We start from the raw sequence: 15,763 nt of genomic DNA on the forward strand, positions 1-15,763 counted from the left end.
AGGCAAGAGGTGAAGGGACGGAATGGTGGCAGAGCACCAGCAGCACACAGATGAATTGGTCTCCACGTGGGTTGACTCCCTGGGCCCAGGGGTGGGAACCGACACGTTGCTGCGGTTTGCCCCCTCGGTGTCCAACAGCATCGACATCACCCACGCGCATCCTTCGGGGCTTGCCCAGTTCCTGGCAGGACGACGCACCCGGCTCTCCACGCTGCTGCGCGACTCGGACCAGTACGATTCCGCCCGACGCACCGCCGACGCACTGCGCGGCAAGATCCGCGAGCTCTGGGACGAGCGCGGCATCGACGTCGGCTATCTCTCCGCCGGCCAGGCCAACTGGCGCGCCGTGCACGAGGGTCGCAGCGAGCAGTTCAACGCCCCCATCATGCTCGGGCGCATCGTGCTCTCGGTGCGCGATGACCAGGACGACTTCGAGATCCAGCTCATGGGCCGGGCCGAGTTCTCACCCGCGCTGCTGCGCTACCTGCGACGCCAGCACCGCCTGGACATCGACGTCGAGGCGATCAACGCCGCCGCCTACTCCATCGCCCGCTTCGACCCGACCCGCGCGATGGACGCGCTGCGCACCCAGGTCGCCGACGTCTCCGGCATGGTCATCGCCCACCGCTTGTTGATCTCCACCTTCGCCGACCTCGCGGACCCGGCGGACCCGGGCAGCATCGACATGCGGCACCCCGTGCTGGAAAAGCTTTTCGAGGCGGAGCTGAGCCGCGGCGAACGCGCCCCCGGCACCTCCTCCAGCTCCACGGCCAAGACGGGCCACACCCGCCCCGCCCGCAGCAGCGACGAGCGCAACCCCGCCGACGAGCTGCTGTTGCTGGATGCCGACGAGTCCCAGCAGGCGGTGCTGGACCTCGTCGAGGCGGGGGAGTCGGTGGCCGTCAGCGCCCCGGCCGGCAGCGGACAGACCCAGACGGCCCTGAACGCCGCCGGCGTGCTGGCTTCCGCGGGCAAGCGCGTGCTGGTGGTGGCCGAAAGGCGCTCCAGCGCCGAGGAATTCGTGGCCCGCTTCGCCGGGCTGGACCTGGCCGGAACCGCGCTGCTGCTGAGCCCCGAGGAGGACCCCGACGCGCTGCGCGACCTGCTGACCCGGGCGATCCTGCGCAACGAGCGCGCCATCGAACCACAGCTGGGCAAGCTGCACGCCTCGCTGCGCGAACACCGCCACGCCCTGCTTGACCACGTGCGTTCGCTGCATTCCACCCGCGCCCGCTGGGGCTGCTCGCCCTACCGGGCCATGCAGGAACTGGCCCGGCTCACGTCGCTGGACCCCGCGCCCGCCACCATGGTGCGGCTGAAGCGCTCGGTGCTCGACTCGATCACCAGCCGCACCGCCACCGCCGAGCAGCTCAAGCGCGCCGCGGAGCTCGGTGCCTTCGTCCGGGCCTCGGCCTCCAGCCCCTGGTACGGGGCGCGGCTGCGCAACAAGCGCGACACCGACACCGCCCTTGACCTGGTCACCGGGCTGCAGCGGGACCTGCCGATCCTGCGCGAGCACATGCTCAAGGTCGCCGCGCACTCCGAGATCCGCCTGGCCGACTCCTACAACAAGTGGGGCGAGCAACTGGACCTGCTGGTTGCCGTGCGCTCGTCGCTGGACAAGTTCGAGTCCGACATCTTCGACAAGTCGGTGGAGGACCTGATCTCCGCCACCGCCTCCTCCTCCTGGCGCCGGGAGCGCGGCATCGAGATGAGCTCGATGACCCGCTCGCGGCTGCGCAAGGTCGCCAAGGACTACGTGCGCCCCGGCGTGCACGTCTCGGACCTGCAGTCCGCGCTCGAGGCCGTCCAGGAACAGCACCTGGCCTGGCGCCACCACGCCACCTCCCAGCGCCACCCGATGGTTCCCGCCGGGCTGCTGGACGTCAACGCCGGCTACCAGGACGCCGGTTCGCGCCTCGACAAGTTGGCGACGCTGCTGCCCGAGGCCGTCGGCCGCTCCCTGCGCGACGAGCCGGTCACCACCTTGCAGGAACGCATGGACGAGCTGCTGGAGCACAAGGGCGAACTGGACCAGCTGCCCGAACGCACGCTGATCACCGAGCAGCTGGCCGAACACGGCCTGGGTGAGCTGATGGACGACTTCCGGTCGCGCAACGTCGCCCCCGATGCCGTCGCCGCGGAGCTGGACCTGGCCTGGTGGCAGTCGGCGCTGGAGGCCATGATCTCCGGCGACGACTTCCTGGCGATGAACGACGGGGACAAGCTGCGCCGCCTGGAGGCCGACTACCGGCTGGCCGACTCCGCGCACGTTTCCTCCGGCTCCTCGCGCCTGCGCTGGGCCCTGGCCAAGGCGTGGAAGGCCGCACTGGCCGACCACCGGGCGGCATCGCGCGAGCTGCGGGCCATGCTCAAGGACGGCGAGCCCTCCGTCGCCGACCTCGCCGCACTCGGGGACTCCCTGCTGAACTCGCTGTGCCCGGTCTGGGTTGGTTCCCCGCTGCTGATCCCCGCCACCGTGCCTGCAGGAATGGAATTCGACGCGGTCATCCTGCTGGATGCCGATTCGCTCTCGCTGCGCTCGGTGCTGGGCTCCATTTCGCGTTCCGGGCAGGTCATCGCGTTCGGCGACACCATGATGGGCGCCCCGAACCCGTTCGAGGTCTCGGTGGACCCCACGGCGCATACCCGCGTCGAGTCGGCCCCGATTTCCGCGATGGAATCCCTCCAGGAGGTGCTGCCGCTCATCCGGCTCTCCACCGCCTACCGCGGCATCGACGAGGGGCTCACCGAGTCCCTCTCGCACGACTTCTACGCCGGTTCGCTCTCCCGACTGCCCGCCGCCCGCTCGCTGGGGGCCGGCACCCCGGCGCTGAAGGCCGAGTACGTGCCGGACGGCACCGGGTCCCTGGGTGCCGACGGCGAATCCGTCGAGACCACCGTGGCGGAGGTGCAACGCGTCGTCGACCTGGTCTTCACGCACCTGGCCCGCCGCGGCGACACGACCCTGGCCGTCATCGCCGGCAACCGGCGGCACGCCGCCGCCATCGCCGAGGGCATCCGCGTGCAGCTGCCCAACCACCCCTGGGCGACGAAGTACTTCCGCGCCGCCAAGGAACGCTTCCTGGTCACCAGCGTCGACCGCCTGGCCGGGCTGCAGCGCGACGCCATCATCCTCTCGGCGGGCTACGGCCGCACCACCCACGGCAAGACGGTGCACGACTTCGGCGCCCTGTCGCAGCCCGGCGGCGACGAGCTGTTCGTCAACGCCGTCACCCGCGCCCGCGAGTCGATGGTGCTGGTCTCGGCGCTGCGTCCGCAGGACATGGATCTGGCGCGCATGCGCTTCGGCGCCTACCGCTTCCTGGAGCTCTTCGGCCGGGTGCTCGGCGGGGATTCGGGCATGTCCTCGACCGCCACGCCGCTGCAGGACCCGCTGGTCACCGACCTGATGTCCCGGCTGGCCGAGCGCGGGGCCATCGTCACCCAGCACTACCGCGGCGTGCTGGACATCGCCGCACACGCGCTTGATGTCACCGGCAACGGCGCGGCCGTGCCGCTGGCCGTGGTGTACGACGGCACCCAGGGCTACCGGGAACTCTCGGTGCGCGAGCGCAGCCGCCTGCGCCCGCAGCTTTTCGAGGCCCTGGGCTGGCGCTATGTGCCGCTGTGGACCATCGACGTGTTCTCCGACCCCGACAAGGTCGCCAACGAGCTCGCCGGATTCCTGGCGCTTGACGCAGCCACGGGCGACGACGCAGCCCCCGGCGGCTCCACCGGCCCATCGACCGCAGGTTCGCGGAATGCCGGACGCCGGGAGTCCGACCTGGCCGATGCGTAGCCATGTCCGATGAGCCCGAAGCGCCGCGGCGAAAGAAACCGCGGCGCTTCACCGCACCCCCGCAACAGGTCAGCGAGTCGGCACTGGTCGGCGTCTTTCAGCTGCCGCACGGAGCCGGACGCCCGGCGACGCTCCCGTCCACGGATGCCGGCACAGGAGTGGAGGCAGGGACAGAAGCTGGGACGGAAGCAGCGGCAGATGCAGGGGGCGCCGCCGATGCAGCGCCTGCCACCGCCGATGCAGCGCCTGCCACCGCCCCGACACCGGCGAAACCCGGCGACAAGCGGCCGGTCCTTGACCAGCAGGCTGCGGAGGACGATCCGCGGCGCTGGGGAGATGGGGACGACAACCTCGGCGACTGGCTAAAGTCCCAGCGTCCGCCACACTGGGACTGATCACCCGCACTTCCCGCCGGCCTCACGACCTTCCCGCCGACGGCCGGCCGCCATCCAAGCGGCCTACGGGTTGACCAGCACCACCGACACCTTGCCCCGTTGCGCCGCCGTGGAGAGCTGCTCGGCACTGCCGGCCCCGGCTCCCACCACGATCAAGCCACCCTGCCCGGACGCGGTGGAAACGCTCCACGGTTCCTGGCCGTCGGGCTGGACCTGCGCCTCGGTCCACAGGATCGGCACCGCCCGCGCCAGCACCCGCGACTCCAGCTTCGTCTCAAATCCATTGCCCTCGGTCAACACCACGTCGACGCGCTGCCCCGCGCGCACCAGGGACGCTGTTTGCTCGTCATCCAGGCGCAGCGGCACCGCGACGGATCCGGGTGCGAGTCCGGCCAGGAGCCCGGGCCCGATGACCATCGTGGGAATCACCGGCGTGCCGGCCAACAGCGGAATCGCCAGCCGGGAGCCGGCGGCCGGTGGCTGGTTTCCGTAGGTGCCCTCGGGTACCAACGAGCGCGGAACCGATTCGCGGCTCAGGTCCTCTGGCCGCAACAGGGAGCCGACGGGCAGGTCCCGGCCCGCGACCAGCACATCGATGCGTTCCTCCGTTGCGGGGGCGAGCACTGCCAGGGACACCGCCAGCGAGAGCATGGCGAGCGCCGCGGCAAGGTGCCTGCGGTACTTGGCGAACAATTCCCTGCCCGAGCGGCGGGGAGCCCGGGCAGACGGAAACCGGCGCGGTACTTCGGTACGGCGAAAAAGTGACATGCATTAAGCAACGCATGGGCCCCATCCAAACGGATGAGGCCCATGACGAGGTTGTTATGCCGCCGGGTCGCGACAATCCTGTGCGAGGAAGTGCATCCCGGTTCCACGGTTCCCCGGGACCCGGGAAAATACGGCTCGGGCGGCATTCGGCACCCAGGAGGACGGCGCCTAAGCGGAAGTCGATGCCGAGGCGGAAACCTTGCTCGGGCTGCTGCTGGCTGCCGGGGCGCTGGCGGCCGGGGTGCTGGAGCTCGTCGTCGAGCGCGAGTCGTTGCGGTAGAACCCGGAACCCTTGAACACCACGCCGACGCTGTTGAACTTCTTGCGCAACGCGCCCTGGCATTCGGGGCAGATGGTCAGTGCCTCGTCGCTGAAGGACTGGACAACCTCCATGGCATGGCCACAGTCCTTGCAGGCATAAACATAGGTAGGCATATTGATCCTTTCGCACGGGCGATGCGTGCCTGGCCGCGGGGCCGAAGCACCTGGCGGCGCGGCCGGTCACCCGGACAAGCGACTGTTGAAGAGGGGAATGCGGGCACCGGGGGCGCCCGCCTACACCAATTCTATCGCACGTCCCGGCGGCTACTTGGTGAGGTTACGCACTCCGGAGGGCAGCGCGACGGCATCGACGCGCTGGTCGAAGGGTTCGACGGGGAAATGGCCGGCCGGTACGAACTCGTGCTCGAAGGCGATGCTCAACAGCTTCGGGCGGCGCGCGGTGTCCGGCAGGGACTGGATGAACCGGTCGTAGTAGCCGCCACCCTGCCCCAGCCGGTCTCCGTTTTCATCCACTGCCTGCGCCGGGACCAGGATGACGTCGACCTCCGCCATCAGCTCGGGGCCGTGGCGTTCGCCCACCGGTTCATCGATGGGCCCGACGGCACTGCGGGCCATCGGGACCCCGGGGTACCAGCGGGACCACGACAGGCGCCGCAGAGGCTCGCAGATCGGGACGTAGATGGTGTAGCCGGCGGTGTGCAGTTCCACCAACAGGGAGGCGGTGGGCGGTTCGGAGCCGTAGGACAGGAAGAAGGTCAGCGTCCGCCGCGGCGCGTTGTGCACCAGCCACGGGATCAGGTGGCCGGCCAGCGACGCCATCTCCGATTCGCGCAGGGCAGGTCCCATGGCACGGCGGCGTGCGCGCAACAGGTTTCGGACTTCGTCCTTGGGGTTCATCTCGCTCACATTCCACAGTCTAGCGATCCGTGCGATGCGCGAGGCTGAAACCGCGCGACAGGGAAACCGCTTGATCCGGAAACCGGGCGACGCGGAAACAGGGCGACCCCGAAACAGGGCGACCCCGAAACCGGGCGACGCGGAAACCGGGCGACGCGGAAACAGGGGGGAGTGCGGGAGCACCCGGGGCAGCACCCGGCGAGGCCGGAACAACCCGAGCCACACCCCCCAGGCAACCCGCGGCGGCCCCGGCGGGTCGCCAAGGGCAAGATCCCGGCAGCACGCCGTCGATCGGCACGGTCGGCACGATCGGCACGGGTGGAATAGCTAAGATTGGTGCATGTCCGAATTTGATCGCCACTGGCCCGTCACCGTGCAGGGGCCGCGATTGCTGCTGCGCCCGCTGCGCCGCCGTGACAAGGCCGAATGGATGCATTTGCGCCGCAGCAACGACCGCTGGCTTGCCCCCTGGGACGCGACCCTGCCCGAGGGCACCGGGTACCCGGCGGACTTCGGACAGATGGTCGCCACGCAGAACCGCTCGGCGCGCCAAGGCCAGTGCCTGCCCTGGGTCATCGCCCTGCCCTCCATCCACACCAGGCGCGCCCCGATCGTCGGGCAACTGTCGGTCTCCTCGATCGTGTGGGGCGCGGCGCGCAGCGGTTCGATCGGATACTGGGTCGACGCGAAGCACGCCGGGGCCGGGATTGCGCCCGAAGCCGTCGCCATGGCGGTGGACCATTGCTTCACGGCCATGGGGCTGCACCGCATCGAAATCAACATCCGCCCGGAAAACGGCGCCAGCCTGCGCGTGGTCGAGAAGCTGGGCTTCCGCGACGAGGGCGTGCGCAAGGACTACCTGCACATCAACGGGCGGTGGGCCGACCACCGCAGCTTCGCGTTGACCGCAGCGGAAGTGCCGGAGGGCATGCTCAACCAATGGCTGGCCAGGACGCCGTAGCGAGGCGCCGTAGCGAGGGCGCCGGCAATGGCAAAATGTGGCGAAATCACAAATTAGTCCAGAGTATTGCCGGACACACCGGGTTGAATGCGGCACCATCCGCCGAAGCATGCTTAATGTGGTTGACGTGGACGTTTCACATTGACAACATTTTTGGGCGACGAAGCAGGACGCCGGGGGCAGTTGCAGTGAATGGAAGCACCACAATGGAGTAAATCGGCGGCTGTAAAGCGACGCCGTGGCAATCCGCAGGAGAAATCAGTCGCCAGCCGACGGAGGAGCAACATGGCACCGGTAGCATCCAACGCTTCAGTCGCGTCACCATCGACTGGGCAGCGACCCCTGCGGATTTTTTACGACCGGGTGGCCATCGCCCTGCTCGGCTGCCTCTCCGTGCTGGCCCTGCCCATCGGCGGCGTGCTGGCCCTGGCGGGCGTGTTCTCCGGATGGGTGCCGTTGGTTGCCCTGCTTCTGGCCTTTGCAAGCTTCTCAGCGCTGCGCGGCCTGGCCGTGCGGGACAGGCGCGCCAAGCTGCTCGCCCGGATGGAAACCACGCGGACCCGCGCCATGGAAACCGGCCGCGCCCCGAGCCCCGAACCGGCCCGCAAGACCGCCGTCGTCTTCGACGCCCAGCCGAACTCCAACAAGCGTGCCCCGCGCCTGACAGTTGAGGAATTGCGTGCCGAGGCACTGCGCATCGCCCACAAGGGTGCTGCGCTCCAGCGCCCCGAGGGCTGGGAGCCCACCGAGGTCCCGTTGCCGCAATACGTCGTGGCCAAAACCGTCCAGCGTCCTGCCCCTGCCCCGCTGCAGGCAGCTGCCGAGCTGAAGGCCTCCAGCACCGCGACGCTGCGTGCCCAGGAGGCCGCCGCCCGCCTGGCCGAAGCCGCCGGGACCGAAGGCGACGGCGCCGAAGACGTGCAGAAGATTCCCGCCATCCCGGCTGCCCCGCTGACCGAGCCGGTCCAGCCTGCCCGGCCCACCGGCACCTCCGATCCCGTCGGGAAGCCGGCTGCGGAAACCACTGCCGTCCGCGCACCGCGCGCCGAGGCCACCGACCGCATCAACCTCGACGACGTCATGCAGCGTCGCCGGGCCTGAGCCGCCACACACCCCCTTTGCACCGATGAGCGCCAGCGCACCGGGCCCGGCCGACGCGGCGCAACTTGCCGCGTTGGCCGCGGCCGTCCCCGAGCTGGTCCGCCAACTCGGCGGCAGCGTACCCATCGGCACCTGGGACCTTGAGGCCAACCGGTTGCGCATCCAGCATCGGCCCGGCGCCGGGATCAGCGCGATGTACCGCATGCCCGCGGGCACCGGATTCAACGAGCTGGGCGCCACCACCGAGAAGATCGCCGTCCCCGGCGTCGCAGCCACCACCATCGGCGCGGGCCCGCACACCCCCGGGATCACGGTCAGCGGTTGGATCCACCCCCGCGACCCCATGCTGCCCGACCTGGCCTCCGCCGCCGACCGGGTGCACGTGCAGCGGACCTGGGGCGAGGGAGAACGGCTCACGGGGCTGAAGACCGTCGCCTACCGGCCGCTGCGTCGCGCGGTGCTGCGCGCGACGTTCACCACGCTGGGACCGCTGCGCATTCCACGCACCGTCTTCCTGAAGGTGGGACGCGCCCGCGCAATCACCGGGCTGCGCCTGCGCCACGAACTGCTCGCAGGCACCGGCATCCCGGTCCCTGCCATGCTGGGCCCGCGCACCTCCGGGATCCTGGCACTGGAGGCCGGCCGCGGCGAATCGCTCGGGGCCGCCATCCGCCGGCACTCGGGAGCGGACCTTGACCCCAACGACTTCATCGGCCTGCTCGATGCGCTGCCGGCCGGCGTGATGCAGCTGGAGGCCAGGTCTGCCTGGAGCGATTCGATCCAGCGCTACCGCCAGGCGGCCACGCTGGCCCTCCCGCACCGGGCCGCGGAGCTGGAGACGCTCGCGGCGCGGATCGCTGCGCACCTTGCCGCCTCGGATCGCGGCGAATTGGTGCCGGCGCACGGGGACTACTACGACGCGAACATCCTGCTGGAAGCCGGATCGATCAGTGCGCTGCTTGACCTCGACTCGCTGGGGCCCGGGTACCGGGTCGATGACCTGGCCTGCCTGCTGGGGCACTTGGCGATCCTGCCGTCGCTGGGGGAGAAGAACCGGGAGGCCGGCCCGGCGCTGGAGCGCTTCGGCGCAGTCTTTGAACGCCACGTCGATCCCCGCGCGCTGTGGGCGAGGTCGGCCGGGGTGGCGCTGACGCTGATTGCCGGGTCCCGTGGGCTCGGTGCCGACACGTGGGAGCAGGTGGCCGAGGCCCGGCTGCGGACGGTGGAGGAGCTGGTGCGACGCGCCGACGCGTTCGCCTGAGAGGATCCGCACCATCTGGGTCCACGTTTGGGTCTACGTCTGGGTCCACATCCAGGTCCACAAGCGCCCGGGACCCGCACTCCGGGACTGCCCTCCGGAACACACGCCCGGGACTGCCCTCCGGAACACACGCCCGGAACTCCCACCCGGAACCCGCGCGCCGGAACCGCCGGCAGGGCACCGCCCTAGTTCGGAAGGTCCTCGGGGATCGGCCCGCCCAGTCCCTTGTGGTGGCCGAAGACCAGCGTCGTTTCGGTGTGACCCACGGACTCGTCGGTGGCCAGGTTGTCCAGCACCCAGTCGCGCAGCGCCTCGGTGGAACTCACGGCGATGTGCAGCAGGTAGTCGGTGGCCCCGGAGACATGGAACATGGAAAGGACCTCGGGCAGCCGCGGCATCTTGTCGGTGAACCTGTCGATCTGCACGCGATCGTGCACGCGCAGCTTCACCGAGATCAGCGCCTGCACGCTGCGCCCCACCGCCGGCAGGCTGACCTCCGCGTGGTAGCCGGTGAGCACCCCGCGCTCCACCAGGGCGCGGGTCCGCAACAGCGCCGTGGACGGTGCGATGCCCGTGCGCTGCGCCAGCAACGCGTTGCTGATGCGTGCGTCATTGACCAGTTCCTGAATAATCCGACGGTCAACGGCGTCAAGTTCAACCGGTTGTTGCGGAAAAGTTGAAGGTGCCATGCTGATATTCCATCACAGTTGTGCTCGATCGGGAGATTTGGACCCCGGGGAAAACCCCTGCACACCCTAAAATGGACTCATGACTACCCCCGAACCCCAGGTCCACCGCGGCTTTGACACCCGGCTTGCCGCCTACTGCGTGGTGATCCGCGAGGGAGAGATCCTGCTGGCGCTGTGGGACATGCGCGAGCGCGATGCCGGATTCGTGCCGCGCTGGACCCTGCCCGGCGGCGGCGTGGAACTGGGCGAGGACATCGATGCCGGGGCCGTGCGCGAGGTGGAGGAAGAGACCGGCTACACGGTGCGCATCGATGCGCTGCTCTCCGTGGACTCGGGCCTGATCCCGGCGCACCGGCGCTACAGCGGCACCGAGTACCCCATGCAGACGGTCGCGGTCATCTATGCGGCCACGGTGACCGGCGGGGAGCTACGGCACGAGGCCAACGGCACCACCAGCCAGGCGGCCTGGTTCCGGCTCGAAGACGTCCCCGGGCTGAACCGCGTGGACCGCGTGGACGCCGCCATCGAGCTACACATCGAACACCTGCGCAAGGAAAGCACCAGATGAGCGAAACGAACCACCCGCACCGCCTCCGCCGCGCCCGGGGGTTTGAAGCCCCGGGGCTTCGCGCACTCGGGCTCGGCGCCGCGCTGCTGGCCCTGGCCGGGTGCACCCCGGACGCCCAGGTGCCCATCTCGCAGGAGCAGACGGAGCGTGAACTGGTGCTCGTGCAGCGGCACGATGCCACTTCACAGGCCCTGGGCCACGCCTACAAGGACATGTTGGTCGACGCCGGGGTGTCGGCGCGCCTGGCGGAACCCGCTGCGGATCCGGTCGCGGAGGTCCTGGCCGGCCGGGCCGACGTTGCCGTGGCCGGATCCAGCGAGCTGCTCGCGGCCCTGGGCGAGGTCCCGGGCGCCAAGGACGATGGCGACGCGTCCGGGGCCCCGGAGTCCACGGAGTCCCCGGCTGCACCCGGCGACCTGGACGCAGCTGCCGTCAACACCCGATTGCACGCGCTGACTCCCGAGGGCTTCGCCGTGCTGGACACCGCCGAGGCCGAGCGCACAGGGACCCTGGTCGTCACCGCCGCCACCGGCGCGGGCGAAAAGCTGGCGACCGTCGACCAGCTTGGCCCGCTCTGCCCCGAGCTGGACTTCGGCATGACCCGCACGGTGCGGGCCACGCTTCTGCCGGCGCTTGGCCTGAAGGCATCGTGCACCCCCCGGGCGATCGTCGAGCTCACCGATGACCAGGCGCGCGGCGTCCTGCCGGTGATCAGCGATGCGGTCCAGGTGCAGGCGACGACGCTCGCGAATTCCGGGATCCAGGACAACGCCCTGGTGGTGCTGCAGGGTTCCGCCTCGCTCTTCGCCCCGGAAGCCCTGACCCCGGTGATCACCACCGAGGGGGTGGGCCAGGATGCGATCAAGGCCATCAACAAGCTCTCCGCCGCGCTGAAGCAGGAGGACCTTCAGGACATCAACCGCATGGTCTCCGGCCGCGACGCGCTGCACCCCAAGAAGGCCGCCGCCGACTGGCTGGCCGACGAATCGCTGGTCAGCGCCCCATGATGACGCTCGGGCTTCACACTCGGCCGCCCCGCGGGGTTGCCTTGCTCACAGTCCACGCCCGCTCCCGGCCCACAATGAGAAAGTAAGAGCATGCCAGAATTCAAGCAGTCCACGAAACTCCACAACGTCCTGTACGACATTCGCGGGCCGCTGCTGGAACACGCCCAGCGGATGGAGGCCGAGGGCCAGCGCATCCTCAAGCTGAACATCGGCAACCCGGCGCCCTTCGGCTTCGAGGCCCCGGACGCGATCCTGGTGGACATGATGCGCAACCTGCCCAACGCGCAGGGCTACTCGGACTCCCGCGGCATCTTCTCGGCCCGCACCGCCGTTTCGCAGTACTACCAGACCCGCGGCATCCAGACCATCGGCGTGGACGACATCTACCTGGGCAACGGCGTCTCCGAGCTGATCACGCTGAGCCTGAACGCGCTGCTGAACAACGGCGACGAGGTGCTGATCCCCGCCCCCGACTACCCGCTGTGGACCGCTTCGGTCTCGCTCGCCGGCGGCACCCCGGTGCACTACCTCAACGTCGAGGAGGAGGGCTGGCTGCCGGACCTGGAGGACATGGCCGCGAAGATCACCCCGCGCACCAAGGGCATCGTGCTGATCAACCCCAACAACCCCACCGGGGCGGTGTACCCGAAGGAAACCCTCGAGGGGGTCCTGGAGCTGGCGCGGCGGCACGGGCTCATCGTGTTCTCCGACGAGATCTACGAGAAGATCCTGTACGACGACGCGGTGCACATCAATACCGCCGCGTTGGCCGACGACGTGCTCATCCTGACCTTCTCCGGGCTGTCCAAGGCCTACCGGGTCTGCGGCTTCCGCGCCGGCTGGATGGCCATCTCCGGCCCCAAGCACCTGGCCAGCGACTACATCGAGGGCATCAACCTGCTCACCAACATGCGCCTGTGCGCCAACGTCCCGGCGCAGCACGCGATCCAGACGGCGCTGGGCGGGTACCAGTCCATCAACGACCTGATCCTGCCCGGCGGGCGGCTGAAGGAACAGCGCGACGTCGCATTCGACATGCTCAACGCGCTGCCCGGAGTCAGCTGCCAGCAGGCCAAGGGCGCGCTGTACCTCTTCCCGAAGCTGGACCGGGAAATGTACCCCATCCACAACGACGAGGCCTTCGCGCTGGAACTGCTCAAGCAGCAGAAGCTGCTGGTCTCCCACGGCACCGCGTTCAACTGGGTGGCCCCGGACCACTTCCGGCTGGTCACCCTGCCCTCGGTGCGCGACCTGCAGGACGCCATCGGCCGCATCGGCGAGTTCCTCGAGGACCTGCGCGAGGGCAAGGTCGGCGTCTAGGGAGTCGCCGACCCCCGCCTGCGCCGTCCCCGGCCTGCGCCGCCCCCTGCCTGTGCCGTCCCCGGCCTGTGCTGGCCACCCTGCCGCGCAGGTGACCGGGCGAGGACCCCGGCACCGGCCGGTTCCCGGCACGGCACCTGCTGCCGCGCGGGTGGCGACGCAGGTCATTGGCGCAGGTCATTGACGGGATGGCGCCACCCGGTGTCGTACGCTGAAAGCCCGGCCCCCCATCCCGAAAGCGGCACGCATGAGCAAGAAGACCAAGATCGCGGTTCCCTCCGTTCCCTTCGACGAACCCGCGCACCGGTTGTTCGCGGCCGGTGCGGATTTCCGGCTGGCCGATGTCGACCCGACCGCGAAGCCGGGCTACCTCGGCGACAAGAAGACCGGCGCCGTCGACCTGGCGGGCGTCGGCGCGGCGCTGGGCGACTTGCAGGAGCGGTTCTTCGCCGCCTCGCGGGCAGGTGCCCCGCACAAGATCCTGCTGGTGCTCCAGGGGATGGACACCTCGGGCAAGGGCGGGATCGTGCGCCACGTCGTGGGGACCGTCGATCCGCAGGGCGTCAGCCACCACGCCTTCAAGGCACCCACCGCCGCCGAGGCCAAGCGCGATTTCCTCTGGCGCATCGCGCGCCAGCTGCCCAAGAGCGGGTACATCGGGGTCTTTGACCGCTCGCACTACGAGGACGTGCTGATCCACAAGGTCAGGGAGCTTTCGCCGGCGGAGGAGATCGAGCGCCGCTACGGCGCCATCAACGACTTCGAGCAGAACCTGGCGGACAAGAACACCACGATCATCAAGGTCATGCTGCACATCTCCAAGGACGAGCAGCGCGCGCGCCTGTCCGAACGCCTGGAGCGCGAAGACAAGCACTGGAAGTTCAACCCCGGGGACATCGACGAGCGCGCGTACTGGGATGACTACATGGGCGCCTACGAGGCCGCCATCCAGCGCACTGACACCGCCGCGGCGCCGTGGTTCGTCGTCCCGGCGGACAGGAAATGGTACGCCCGGCTGGCGGTGGCCACGCTGTTGCGCGAGGCGTTGGAGGCCATCGACCCGCAGTGGCCGGCAGCAGACTTCGACGTCGACGAGCAGCGCCGCCGGCTGGCCGCTTCCTAGGCTGCCGCGTCGGGACCCTGCCGCGTCGGGACCTGCCAACCGGGGAAGTGCAGCAAAACCCACTGGGCGCACCCCGGCAACCTCACTCGGGGGAGTTCGCCCCGTTGTCCTTACGTGCGGCGTCCAGGCGCGCGGTGGCACCCTGCAGCCAGGCCTCGCAGCGTGCTGCCAGCGCCTCGCCGCGTTCCCACAGGGCCAGGGACTGTTCCAGGGTGGCGGCACCGGCCTCGAGCTGCGCGACGACGGCCACGAGTTCCTCGCGCGCCTGCTCGTAGCTCAGCGCGGCGATGTCGTTGGTTGCTGCTTCGGGGTTCATGGGGTGTTTCCTTCTTCCGGGGTGTGGCTGTGGGTGACGGTGGCGGCGAGCCGTCCGCGGGCCAGGCGCACCTGGACCTCGCTGCCGGTCGGGGCCTGCGCGGCGGAGCGGACAATGTCCCCTGATTCCAGTTGGATGACCGCATAGCCGCGGTCAAGGGTCTGCTGCGGGGACAGGGCGCGGACCTGGGCGCGCAGGTGCGCAATGGAATCGTGGCCGCGGGCCAGCGAGGCGCGCATGGCCAGGGTGCTGCGTTGGCCCAGCCGCACAACGTCCTCGCGCCGTCCCTGCACCATGGATTCCGGAGTGGACAGCACCGGGCGTGCCCGCAGCGAGGCGATGCGCTGGGTCTCGCGCTCCACGTTGGCGCGCACCGCGCGGTCCAGCCGGTTCCGGGCCTGGGCCAGGTTGGCCAGCTCCTCGGCGAGGTCGGGCACCACGCGCTTGGCGGCGTCGGTGGGGGTGGAGGCGCGCACGTCGGCCACGTCGTCAAGGATCGGACGGTCGGCCTCGTGCCCGATGGCGGAGATCACGGGGGTCGTGCAGGCGGCGACGGCGCGCACCAGGTCCTCGGAGCTGAAGGGCAGCAGGTCCTCCAGTGCGCCGCCGCCGCGGGCGATGATGATCACCTCGACGTCGGGGTTGGCGTCCAGCTCGCGCAGCGCGGCGGTGACCTCCGCGACGGCGTTGACGCCCTGGACGGCGGTGTTGCGGATGTCGAATTGGACGGCGGGCCAACGCAGCGTGGCATTGCGCACCACGTCCTTCTCCGCGTCCGAGTCGCGCCCGGTGACCAGCCCGATGCGGCCGGGCAGCAGCGGCAACGGCTGCTTGCGCGCGGGGTCGAAGAGGCCCTCGTCGAAGAGCGCGCGGCGCAGGCGCTCCAGGCGGGCCAGCAGGTCTCCGAGCCCCACGGGGCGCAGATCCGAGGCGTTGAGCGAGAGCCGGCCGGTCTTGGCGTAGAAACTGGGCTTCACCCGCGCCACCACGCGGGAGCCGACTTCCGGGGGCGTGTCCAGCGAGCGCATCACCGAGGCCCACACGGTCACCGAGAACGAGTAGTCGACATCCACGTCGCGCAGCGTCAGGTAGGCGTGGCCGTTGCGGACATTCGCCTCCAGCAGCTGGCCCTCCACCCACGATTCGGGGGAGTTCTCGATGTGCTGCTTGAGCTTTTCGCTCAGCACCCGCAGCGGCCAGGGGTTCTGCGGGGTGGTCGCCGCGGCGGTGCGCGGCAGCGAACCTTGTGCTTCTTGTGCTTGCTCCACGTGGG

15 protein-coding genes are annotated in these 15,763 nt (G+C 69.9%); 9 read left to right on the forward strand and 6 right to left on the reverse strand.

From position 1 onward, the window contains the following. Positions 1–22 precede the first annotated feature (22 nt). Positions 23–3,802, forward strand: coding sequence for a DNA helicase (locus Q2T94_RS15285; RefSeq protein ID WP_302265498.1), 3,780 nt, complete (start codon positions 23–25; stop codon positions 3,800–3,802). Between the two features lie 2 nt (positions 3,803–3,804). After that, entirely contained in the window at positions 3,805–4,197 is a 393-nt protein-coding gene (locus Q2T94_RS15290) for a hypothetical protein (RefSeq protein WP_264270897.1), read from the forward strand. Between the two features lie 63 nt (positions 4,198–4,260). On the opposite strand, the gene cpaB is transcribed toward Q2T94_RS15290, so the two are convergent. The 3 genes from cpaB to Q2T94_RS15305 all read right to left on the reverse strand — a co-directional run bounded on the left by cpaB (position 4,261) and on the right by Q2T94_RS15305 (position 6,144). Further along, positions 4,261–4,965 (reverse strand): Flp pilus assembly protein CpaB, encoded by a 705-nt coding sequence (gene cpaB / locus Q2T94_RS15295; protein ID WP_264270898.1) that lies wholly within the window; start codon positions 4,963–4,965, stop codon positions 4,261–4,263. A gap of 168 nt (positions 4,966–5,133) precedes the next feature. Then, positions 5,134–5,400, reverse strand: a complete 267-nt coding sequence (locus Q2T94_RS15300; RefSeq protein WP_302265500.1) for an FmdB family zinc ribbon protein — start codon at positions 5,398–5,400, stop codon at positions 5,134–5,136. Between the two features lie 150 nt (positions 5,401–5,550). Beyond that, positions 5,551–6,144, reverse strand: coding sequence for a 5-formyltetrahydrofolate cyclo-ligase (locus tag Q2T94_RS15305; RefSeq protein WP_302266438.1), 594 nt, complete (start codon positions 6,142–6,144; stop codon positions 5,551–5,553). Positions 6,145–6,484: 340 nt separating this feature from the next. Here Q2T94_RS15305 and Q2T94_RS15310 point away from each other — a divergent pair, with 340 nt between their 5' ends. The 3 genes from Q2T94_RS15310 (at position 6,485) to Q2T94_RS15320 (ending at position 9,467) form a co-directional block, all read left to right on the forward strand. Continuing rightward, the gene (locus Q2T94_RS15310; protein WP_302265502.1) at positions 6,485–7,105 is read left to right on the forward strand and encodes a GNAT family N-acetyltransferase; all 621 of its coding nucleotides are present in this window, start codon (positions 6,485–6,487) and stop codon (positions 7,103–7,105) included. Positions 7,106–7,390: 285 nt separating this feature from the next. After that, on the forward strand, positions 7,391–8,206 hold the full coding sequence (locus tag Q2T94_RS15315; protein WP_302265504.1) for a hypothetical protein: 816 nt from the start codon (positions 7,391–7,393) through the stop codon (positions 8,204–8,206). A gap of 25 nt (positions 8,207–8,231) precedes the next feature. Continuing rightward, on the forward strand, positions 8,232–9,467 hold the full coding sequence (locus tag Q2T94_RS15320; protein ID WP_302265506.1) for a phosphotransferase: 1,236 nt from the start codon (positions 8,232–8,234) through the stop codon (positions 9,465–9,467). Positions 9,468–9,652: 185 nt separating this feature from the next. Here the strand turns inward: Q2T94_RS15320 and Q2T94_RS15325 are convergent, their stop codons facing one another. Beyond that, on the reverse strand, positions 9,653–10,156 hold the full coding sequence (locus tag Q2T94_RS15325) for an Lrp/AsnC family transcriptional regulator (RefSeq protein WP_264270903.1): 504 nt from the start codon (positions 10,154–10,156) through the stop codon (positions 9,653–9,655). A 79-nt stretch (positions 10,157–10,235) separates the two neighbouring features. On the opposite strand from Q2T94_RS15325, the gene Q2T94_RS15330 reads away from it, so the two are divergent. From Q2T94_RS15330 to Q2T94_RS15345, 4 genes are all read left to right on the forward strand, one after another. Beyond that, the gene (locus Q2T94_RS15330; protein WP_302265507.1) at positions 10,236–10,724 is read left to right on the forward strand and encodes an NUDIX hydrolase; all 489 of its coding nucleotides are present in this window, start codon (positions 10,236–10,238) and stop codon (positions 10,722–10,724) included. Then, positions 10,721–11,731 carry a glycine betaine ABC transporter substrate-binding protein gene (locus Q2T94_RS15335; RefSeq protein ID WP_302265509.1) on the forward strand — a complete coding sequence of 337 codons (1,011 nt, stop codon included), beginning with the start codon at positions 10,721–10,723 and terminating at the stop codon, positions 11,729–11,731. Before Q2T94_RS15330 ends, Q2T94_RS15335 begins: the two co-directional genes overlap by 4 nt. 90 nt (positions 11,732–11,821) lie before the next feature. Continuing rightward, positions 11,822–13,051 carry a pyridoxal phosphate-dependent aminotransferase gene (locus tag Q2T94_RS15340; protein WP_264270906.1) on the forward strand — a complete coding sequence of 410 codons (1,230 nt, stop codon included), beginning with the start codon at positions 11,822–11,824 and terminating at the stop codon, positions 13,049–13,051. A gap of 247 nt (positions 13,052–13,298) precedes the next feature. After that, positions 13,299–14,174, forward strand: a complete 876-nt coding sequence (locus tag Q2T94_RS15345; RefSeq protein ID WP_302265512.1) for a PPK2 family polyphosphate kinase — start codon at positions 13,299–13,301, stop codon at positions 14,172–14,174. A gap of 82 nt (positions 14,175–14,256) precedes the next feature. Here the strand turns inward: Q2T94_RS15345 and Q2T94_RS15350 are convergent, their stop codons facing one another. Both Q2T94_RS15350 and xseA read right to left on the reverse strand, forming a co-directional pair. Next, the gene (locus tag Q2T94_RS15350; protein ID WP_302265513.1) at positions 14,257–14,490 is read right to left on the reverse strand and encodes an exodeoxyribonuclease VII small subunit; all 234 of its coding nucleotides are present in this window, start codon (positions 14,488–14,490) and stop codon (positions 14,257–14,259) included. Beyond that, positions 14,487–15,758, reverse strand: coding sequence for an exodeoxyribonuclease VII large subunit (gene xseA / locus Q2T94_RS15355; RefSeq protein WP_302265515.1), 1,272 nt, complete (start codon positions 15,756–15,758; stop codon positions 14,487–14,489). The genes Q2T94_RS15350 and xseA overlap by 4 nt, the downstream gene beginning before the upstream one ends. Positions 15,759–15,763: the final 5 nt, after the last annotated feature.

Origin of the sequence: Paeniglutamicibacter sulfureus (assembly GCF_030512175.1) — a bacterium.
GTDB lineage: Bacteria > Actinomycetota > Actinomycetes > Actinomycetales > Micrococcaceae > Paeniglutamicibacter > Paeniglutamicibacter sulfureus.